The sequence below is a fragment of the Flavobacterium collinsii genome, from assembly GCF_902804485.1.
Lineage (GTDB): Bacteria > Bacteroidota > Bacteroidia > Flavobacteriales > Flavobacteriaceae > Flavobacterium > Flavobacterium collinsii.
This window is the reverse complement of sequence record NZ_CADCST010000015.1, coordinates 1-1,104: the sequence shown is the minus strand read 5'-3', so window position 1 is coordinate 1,104 and position 1,104 is coordinate 1. Positions and strand designations below refer to the sequence as shown.

Genomic DNA, 1,104 nt, shown 5'->3' with positions numbered 1-1,104 from the left:
GGAATTATCCAAAACCAAATGCTCTAATGACAAAGGAGCTTCACGCAATACCACCTGAACTGCTTGAGGTAAACCAAAACTTAATATACAGGTGCGTAAAACATCATGACGGTTCACTACAAATTGCAATGCCTCAATGAAACAATTACGCTTATCATTGTCTGGAAATGATAGTAAACTAGCTAGAACATAAGGGTCTCCCACTTTAGGATCACTCATCAGATGATGAAAATAAATACCTTCCTGTAATGGTGATAAAGGATATATATCCGCTATATTGGAAACTCCTCCAGCAACCATTCCAACTAATTCATCCAGATCACTCTGATTAAAATCAATCAAAGGAACCATCGATGGAGTAATATAATCACTATCAACCCTAATACCATTAACAGGAACACTATAAACCAACGATAATGAAGATAACTTATCACTAATCAAAGCTATTGTTGGCCCTGAAAAAATATCTTTTACCCCAATATGAAAACCTAGTTTCTGTAAACGGGAAATTAACTGAACTGCCAATAAACTATGGCCTCCTAACTCAAAAAAATTATCATGAACACCCACCTTCTCTAAGCCAAGCAAATTCTGCCAGATCTCTGCCAGCTGCTTTTCGGTATCACTGCGCGGAGCAACATATTCCTTCCTGGACAAATCAGAACTATCAACATCCGGTAAGGCTTTCCTGTCCAGCTTTCCATTTGAAGTCAACGGCATCTCTGCCAACTCAACCCAGATCATAGGAACCATATACTCGGGTAAACTTAATTTTAATTGCTCCTCCAAGTAAGACTTATCTAACTTGCCTTCTGAAACCACATAACCAACCAAACGTTTGTTATCATTTGAATCCTCTTTGGCCAATACACAGCACTGGATGATTCCACGTACCGATGACAATACATTCTCGATTTCACCAAGCTCTATTCGATAACCACGAATCTTAACCTGATTATCTTTTCTTCCAATATATTCTATAGTACCATCAGGGAGCCAACGCGCTAAATCTCCCGTCTTATAAATTCTATCGCCCTCTTTAAATGGATTTTCTATAAACTTCTCCCGGGTTAACTCTTCTTTGTTCAGATAACCACGAGCGAC

The 1,104-nt window shown here is 38.7% G+C and carries 1 protein-coding gene; it reads right to left on the bottom strand.

The annotated features are described in order from the left end of the window. Positions 1–1,104 (bottom strand): phosphopantetheine-binding protein (locus FLA105534_RS00105; RefSeq protein ID WP_173964026.1); only part of this gene is annotated, 1,104 nt, incomplete at both ends.